This is a genomic window from Candidatus Magnetobacterium casense, from assembly GCF_019173545.1.
GTDB classification, from domain to species: domain Bacteria; phylum Nitrospirota; class Thermodesulfovibrionia; order Thermodesulfovibrionales; family Magnetobacteriaceae; genus Magnetobacterium; species Magnetobacterium cryptolimnobacter.
The window spans coordinates 1-7235 of sequence record NZ_JABXWD010000173.1; the positions used below are offsets into that span (position 1 = coordinate 1).

Consider the following 7235-nt stretch of genomic DNA (forward strand, 5'->3'; position numbering starts at 1 on the left):
TTTCGCAGGAATGACAATTACAGCCGTTTTCTAAGTGTGTCATTTCTTGCTTGACCAGGAATCCAGTATACGTAAAAGTATAGTTACCATGAAATATAAAGAAGATACGAATAAGCGTATAATGAAATGACACAGGTTTTTTCAGGCATGATATTTGAGTGTGAAATAATGGGGTCAAGGGGACTGGTCCCCTTGCAGGAGGGGTCTGAGGGGAGGGCGGAGCCGCTCCCCTTCTTTTTTTTTTCAGGGGGGGTGAACTATTACGAATGAGCCTTATGTTTTAGAGGGTGCAGGTTAAGGGCGTGCAGGCATTTTTTTTGGCAGATATATACATCCTGACTATTATTCCAGTCCATGGGTTTAAAAGACAATACCTTCAGGGCATTGTTAAAATGCTCCGAAAATAACTTCTTTACAAATGATTCGTCAAACCATGACAAACCGTAATTTGCATCATACGTATAAGGGACAAAGCAGTAATCAGAGTTATTAAAGCTATTTTCGATTTTGTGAGATAATCTCTTAAAACGTCTTCCGAAGTTTCCGGATTTTGCCCTCTCAACTTCATGTCTGCCGTGACCGGTGAAAATTAAAATGCCGTTTTCCGACAACATTTCATGAAAGACTTCTATCAAACTCACGGAAGTATGTTCATCAAGGTGTGTGAAGACTGAGCATACAATGATTATATCGCATGTCAAGGATTTTACTGCATTCATATCAGACAGGGGGGTAACTCCAAACTCTGCGGCACAATATTTGGGTGCTTCAGGGTCTGCGTCGTAGACGTGAATCACCTTCGGCGCAAATCTCCGGGCCAGGTGTCTGGTCACTCTGCCGTATCCACAGCCGAAATCAAGGATACATCTGATGTCTTCTATACGCATACTCGATGTCGATAAGGCTTCGGCTACATAATCAGCCCCCTGTTGTCCACACTGGTTATAATGTCGCAGATGTTCCTTTGATTTTGTCAGCAACTGTGTATCGTTTGGATGAATCCTCCCGTTGACTTCAGAGTGGAATTGGGGACTTAGAAGTTTCAGGATAGAGAGTTTGGTTTTTTTCAGGAAGTGATAGAGGGGTGGTACCTCTCCGAGCATCTGTAAAATATCATTGATAAGGCCTTCCTTGTTGATAAAATCTTCTTTGAGAACTTTCATCTCAACCTCCTTGAAATGTAATAGTTCAGCTATACAATTAAATGTTGTGTATAATCAACCCAATGTCAACAAGGTAAGAAGGGGTCAAGGGGGCTGGCCCCCTTGCAGGGGGTTCTGAAGGGGGGCGGAGGGGGTGGGGCACCCCTGCCACAAACCGCCCCTTTCTTTCCTTCTTATTAGGGGGGTGAACTATTACCTTGAAATTAACCTGACAGCGTCATTGCGGACAGCATAACACACCTGTTACGTCATCGTCAAGTTGTTGGTTGGTGCCTCTTTACTTTTTTCGAAAGATATTCAACAGCCATTAAGGCTGCCAGCAGTGTCACACACACATACCCCGACAATGACATAACCCTTAGCACACCGGCCGGCGTATCGTGAAATGCAAATATCCCTGCCACCTGCCCAATGGCACACAGCAGGGTCACGTATGCAAGGCCGGTCTTATTCCTGGCGATGTTGTAGTTGAGCAGCACCATGATCAGCGCCACTGGGAGCATGGTCATGGCATAAAGGCCAATCAGCTTTGACGCCGGCATAAACTTTGCCCCAAAAAAGATCGATATGATCAGCTCGGGGATGCTATAAAGAATAACGGCTCCCCCCCCTGACAGGACGAGGGTTAAGCCCAGCGCCTTTGCAATTAAGGCTATGGTACTTTCGGCCCTTGCCCAACTGGAGGCAACCATCGGAAAGAGCGATGTGACAATGGCAGCAGGTACATGTATCACCGACTTGCCTATGATTGCCGCAGAGCTGTAAATGCCTGCATCGGTGGGGGAGAAGAAATACTTGATAAGGACCAGATCAATCTGTGAAAAGAGCGAAAATGCCAGGTTTGCCGCGGTCACCGGCATTAAAAAGGACAGTGACACATCGGAGACATCCTTGCTGTGGTTGCTCACGGGGCATTTGGTGGTTTTCAGCTCCGACCTTATCGACATATCTGAGACGTAAACCGTTAAGACATACGATAACATTAATCCCGCCATGATCCCGCTGAGTCCCATCCCAGCAGCGGCAAGCGCCACGCACAGGGCGTACTTTAAAAAACTCGATCCTGCCACCGTCAAAGACAACATGCTGAACCGGTGGAGACTCTGCAGGATGGCAGAGTTTATCAGAACCAGCACGTATACGGTAATAGCGATGAATAACAAAACGATCGACAACACATCATCGATCTTTAACATACTACCGAGCCGCCTTGAAGACACGACTCCGATAATAGACGTTACAACACCCACGATTAAGACTCCCCTGTAGGTACTTGCAATTATCCCTTTGACTATATCGTAGCGGCCAAGGGCAATGTTATGCGACAGACGCTTTGTCAGAAACACCGTGACACTGTACACAGGAGAGCTTAACAGTACGATGATCGACATCAGGGTGTTCATTTCCCCGTAGGTTGTGATATCCAACATCCTGCCCAGTGTGAGCTGGAACAGATAGTTGATGATGTTGGCGGCCATCATGCCGGCAAACAAGAGGGAACTGCTTTTGAAAAAGCCGTCTGTTTTACTCAAATTTTCTCAAATTACGGCCTTATTGCTATAGATCTATTCACTACTTTCCACGACTTGCCGCAAGGCTAGAAAGGCTTCCTTTAATGTTCGACTTACCGCTGAATCCGGTTCGCTCAATACAAGGTTCTGATAGGCATTAAGGTAATGAACACGGATGCGGTGAAACAGATGCAAAAAGTGTCGCAGAAAACTGATACTATCAAGAATAGCTATTTCGATGCCACCGGTTTCTTCATAAAATTTGGCTGCATACTCGCGAACATCCGGTTCTATTGCATCAGTTGTAACAAAAATGTAATTATTGATTCGTCTTGGTGCCTTGGTAATCTTTATAATGGCGTTGTCGATATCACCATTGGTTACTCGTTTCATTTTCATTTCGTAGACAGTTACGATAGAGTCATCTCCCACAAGGCATATTTCAACGTCTCCCATTGAGCCTGTTTGCAAATCTGCGGCGTTATGTACATTAAGAGGCAAGACCTTTTCGCCAATAAACTCTTCAACAGATTTATAGGCTGCGGCAACAATCAGAACCGGCAAACGGCTTGAATTCTTACAGGCAAGATGTTGACTGACAAGAGAGACTATCGCTTCTGATGACAACGGTAAAGCACCTTCGGTGTGTTTTAGCGCATTAATTAATGAATTCATGCGTGCCATATTTTCATCTCGTATATTTAACAACACACGCACGATCTCTACAAAGAGTTCACCGGCAGTTATTCTATTGTTTGCAACGTCCTCCAGCAGTTGTAATGTCGTCCTGTAAAGCTCTCTTGGCCTGCCAATAATCTCTCTATCTGATGTCAAAGCCTGGTCAATATTGCGAAGCGCAGGCGTTAAGAACGCCGTTGTACTATTACAAGGCAACCGATGGTTATTAATAAAAGGGGTGAGATACTGTTCATCATAAGTGCGTCCTGAAAAACAATCAGTTCCGCCAATTTCGGTATAAGGCTTACGCAGGTCAACATCGGGGTTAATCAACTTTCCTAAGAGACAAGACATGAGTAAACGTACACCAGCGCGATTGCTCATGCAGCGGCAAACATAATCTACCCCTTGGCGTATCTCTTTGTCATTGATCTGTGATTTTTTCAGAGTCGTATTGGCACGCTCATAGATACCCTGTAAAATATGCTCAGGTGTTTGTTGTGGTGTCATTCAAAGAGCCTTTCTTGCTTTATAGGATTAAAATTTGTCCATAAAACTTCTTGACGGGTACCTTTGGTAGAATGTATAGTTTTATCCACGCCCATAGTTTTAAACCAGCGCACTGGAGAGAAAAGTTCATCCATCAGTGGATGGGCATATCCGGAGATTGCAACCTTACCACAGCATTCATTTACAGTTTTGGCAAATTCACGATGTTGACCTTCATCCATTTCAAAGCCGTATGCCTTGGTATCACAACGCGCTGCGTGCAGATATGGTGGGTCGCAGTAAAACAGTGTCCCTGGTGCATCGTAGAGCTTTATTACCTCTACAGCAGGGCGATTTTCAATCTGTACACGGATAAGACGCTGCGCTATATCATATAGTGCATCAACGCCGCCTAACCAGCGGGAGACAACGCCAGACATGCCGGAGCGACTTGTGTCTTTACAATTGGCCCAGCGCCCAAGTGAGGCTGTTTGAGCAAGACCGGTTCTTGTCTGACGGGCTCGTATATAAAAACGCCTGGCACGTTCAACATCACTGATGCCAATGGTCGGGCTATAAATGGCATGGCAATATTCCTCGCGTGAAAAAGGGGTCAAGGCAATCGTCCGGGTAAGTTCCTCATATTGATCACGCAAGACACGAAAAAAATTGACTACGTCACCATCTATGTCGTTGTATGTCTCTACAGGTGAAGGAGCACGATTGAGCAACACTGCACCGGAGCCTCCAAATGGTTCACAGTAGTGATGGCACTCCGGTAACAATGGCAGCAACCAGTGAAGGTGTGAGAATTTGCCGCCATACCACCCAAACACAATCCTATGGCGACTTCTCCGTAGACAGATTACATTTGAATGATCCGGTAATCTTTCTTCATCAAGGTAGATTGGGGATACACCACGTTTGTTTTGCTTCAATAGTTTATCCATAGAGTTTTGTTGGGGGCATTAACAATGGCATCTGTTTTACTCAAATTTTCCTATGCAGAGGCAGGCGTTTTGTCCGCCAAAGCCAAAGGAATTGCTTAGAACCCTCCTGTGTTGTTTGTGTCGTGCCTGATTGGGGACATAGTCGAGGTCGCACTTTGGGTCGGGGTGTTCGTAGTTGATCGTGGGCAGGAGCGTGGAGTGGTTGATGCCCATGATGGACAGGATTGCCTCGATGGCCCCGGCGGCGGCGATTGTGTGGCCTAACATGGACTTGTTGGAGCTGACCGGGATGTCCTTGGCCGTGGAGCCAAAGACTTGTTTGATGGCCAGTGTTTCGGTCAGATCGTTCTGTACGGTGGAGGTGCCGTGTGCGTTGATGTAGTCGATGGCATCGGGCAGGGGGGTTGTTGAATCCGGCTCAAGGAGATTGGCGTCTCTGAGGGCAGCACGCATTGCAAGTATGGCGCCTTCGCCCTTGGGATGTGTATCCGTGATCCTGTATGCGTCAGCCGATGAGCCATAGCCCAGTATCTCTCCATATATGTGGGCACTTCTTGCCATTGCGTGTTCGAAATCCTCAAGGACAAGGGCGCCGGCGCCTTCGGACATCACAAAGCCGTTGCGGCGTCTGTCAAACGGGCGGGAGGCCTTCTGTGGTGAGGCGTACTTTTGTGCCAGGGCCTTAATTAGGACAAAACCCACAAACCCCGTGTAATCCAGACAGGACTCGGCCCCTCCGGCTATCATGACCCGTGCCCTGCCCTCCCTGATCAGACACACGGCCTCGCCAATGGCCTGCGCTCCGGCAGCACAGGCGCTTGCAACCGCAAGGTTTGGACCGCTGAATCTGAAGGCCGCCGCTATAAGGGCAGAGGCCACATCGGGCTTTCTCTTGAAGAAGTTAAAGATGGGATATCCCCCCGTCCGCTCCAACGCCCTAACGTCCCAATTGCCCTTGCCGTCGTAGAACCTGTGCAGGAACATCATATCCTCAATGGTGGGATTTTGGCCGTGGTTGCCCAGCGATACGCCAATGCGCCGGGGCTGTTGTTGTTGCACCTGCAATCCGGCCATCCCAACGGCCTCAAGGGTGGCTGCAAGCATCAGGATATCGCTGCGTGTGGCGAACTTCTCCAGGCGGCCATCGTATCTGACGTGTGCCTCACAGAGGGTCTCTTTGATGGCGGCAAGCCAGGCCGTGTCTATTTCTCCGCCGATGTTCGTGGGCAAGCCGCTTGTATCAAAGGACGTTATTGCCCTGATCCCCGAGGCACCCTGGCAGGCGTTGTCGAAGGTCTCCTGTGCATTGCGTCCCAGAGGGGTTACCATGCCATAGCCGGTGACGACTACACGTCGCTGTGACATCAGAATATCTTATGCTCCTGCTGCACCGTAGTGAGCCACTCCTTGATGAGGTCATCACCCGTGCTGTAGGCAGCGCCCTGTCCACATCCGGAACACTCAACAAGGGCGCCATCGTTGCACCTGTACTGGGCAGCGCCACACGAGGCACATTTCTCGGGCAACGTGGCCAGTATCTCCTTGACCCCCCTGGCGATGGTGGCAACCGTTATCAGCGGGGGCACCTGGTCCATGTCCATGCCGGCCCGCAGGGCATCTGTCTCATCGCCGAGTCTTATGCGCATGAGTCTGACGGCCTTTTCCGTGAGCTGGCCATTTTCGTCTATGGCAGCGCCCTCGCCAAACATCTCTTCCATGTGTTCAAGGATGAAGTGGCGTGCCATCTTTATCCCAAACACCTGTTCAAGGCGATAGTTAATATCAAGGAAGTCAAGCGACTCTGCTCCCAGGTCCCGTACCAGCGAACTCTCTGGCGTTATCTTTTCCGTATCAATACTGAGGGTTTGGGCGATGGCCTTTTTGACCTCATCCATGACCCTGGTGTCATCAATAAATCCGGCATCAATAAATTCCTGCGTCATACGATCTCCATTTATTTTAGTTTCTCACCTTACGCACAGTGTACAAGGCTATATGGCATTGATTTTTTTTACGCTAAGGCATTGTTTCTCTGCGTAGCATGAAGATATTAAGATTCCAAACTACTGCTGTGTCGTTGTAAGTGTATGTTTATTCCGATGAGAATTAACGTTTTACAGTCTGACAACATAATAACGTTTAGCACGTTCATAAGCCTCTGCCTGTTCCAGTGCGATCCTTCTTAACTCCTTATAATAGTCCTCCGTTGGCATATAATCAAAAATCTGATCATCGTTAGTTGCACCCTTTGCCTTTTTGCAAAACTCCTCCCACATCAAATCATTTTCTTCCGTATTCTTATCCATAAACGCAATCTCCTATATCTTATTTAGTAAACTATACTTTTGCACTTTTTTATTAACTGGCTTTTTATGCGGTTTTTGAAAATGGATTCCCGTTTTCACGGGAATGACAAGAAATGGTATTTTGCGCCCATCTGTGTC

Annotated in this window: 7 protein-coding genes; all 7 read right to left on the reverse strand. The window is 47.7% G+C overall.

The features are described from left to right. Positions 1-260: 260 nt before the first annotated feature. A complete protein-coding gene (locus tag HWQ67_RS10160; protein ID WP_218252579.1) occupies positions 261-1163 on the reverse strand; it encodes a class I SAM-dependent methyltransferase in 903 nt (300 codons plus the stop codon). A 254-nt stretch (positions 1164-1417) separates the two neighbouring features. Then, positions 1418-2695: an oligosaccharide flippase family protein gene (locus tag HWQ67_RS10165; protein ID WP_218252580.1), complete on the reverse strand. Its 1278-nt coding sequence runs from the start codon at positions 2693-2695 to the stop codon at positions 1418-1420. Positions 2696-2728: 33 nt separating this feature from the next. After that, complete coding sequence (locus HWQ67_RS10170; RefSeq protein WP_218252581.1) at positions 2729-3862, reverse strand: restriction endonuclease, SacI family; 1134 nt, start codon at positions 3860-3862, stop codon at positions 2729-2731. Beyond that, positions 3859-4791 (reverse strand): DNA adenine methylase, encoded by a 933-nt coding sequence (locus HWQ67_RS10175; protein ID WP_218252582.1) that lies wholly within the window; start codon positions 4789-4791, stop codon positions 3859-3861. Before HWQ67_RS10175 ends, HWQ67_RS10170 begins: the two co-directional genes overlap by 4 nt. Positions 4792-4827: 36 nt before the next feature. Continuing rightward, positions 4828-6156 (reverse strand): beta-ketoacyl-[acyl-carrier-protein] synthase family protein, encoded by a 1329-nt coding sequence (locus tag HWQ67_RS10180; RefSeq protein WP_218252583.1) that lies wholly within the window; start codon positions 6154-6156, stop codon positions 4828-4830. Then, on the reverse strand, positions 6156-6734 hold the full coding sequence (locus HWQ67_RS10185) for a phosphopantetheine-binding protein (protein ID WP_218252584.1): 579 nt from the start codon (positions 6732-6734) through the stop codon (positions 6156-6158). The genes HWQ67_RS10180 and HWQ67_RS10185 overlap by 1 nt, the downstream gene beginning before the upstream one ends. A gap of 171 nt (positions 6735-6905) precedes the next feature. Then, entirely contained in the window at positions 6906-7097 is a 192-nt protein-coding gene (locus HWQ67_RS10190) for a hypothetical protein (RefSeq protein ID WP_218252585.1), read from the reverse strand. Positions 7098-7235: the final 138 nt, after the last annotated feature.

Coding starts and splice junctions, on each gene's coding strand:
- HWQ67_RS10180 (WP_218252583.1), bottom strand. CDS start 6,156: ATGTCACAGCGACGTGTAGTCGTCACCGGCTATGGCATGGTAACCCCT.
- HWQ67_RS10190 (WP_218252585.1), bottom strand. CDS start 7,097: ATGGATAAGAATACGGAAGAAAATGATTTGATGTGGGAGGAGTTTTGC.
- HWQ67_RS10185 (WP_218252584.1), bottom strand. CDS start 6,734: ATGACGCAGGAATTTATTGATGCCGGATTTATTGATGACACCAGGGTC.
- HWQ67_RS10160 (WP_218252579.1), bottom strand. CDS start 1,163: ATGAAAGTTCTCAAAGAAGATTTTATCAACAAGGAAGGCCTTATCAAT.
- HWQ67_RS10170 (WP_218252581.1), bottom strand. CDS start 3,862: ATGACACCACAACAAACACCTGAGCATATTTTACAGGGTATCTATGAG.
- HWQ67_RS10175 (WP_218252582.1), bottom strand. CDS start 4,791: ATGGATAAACTATTGAAGCAAAACAAACGTGGTGTATCCCCAATCTAC.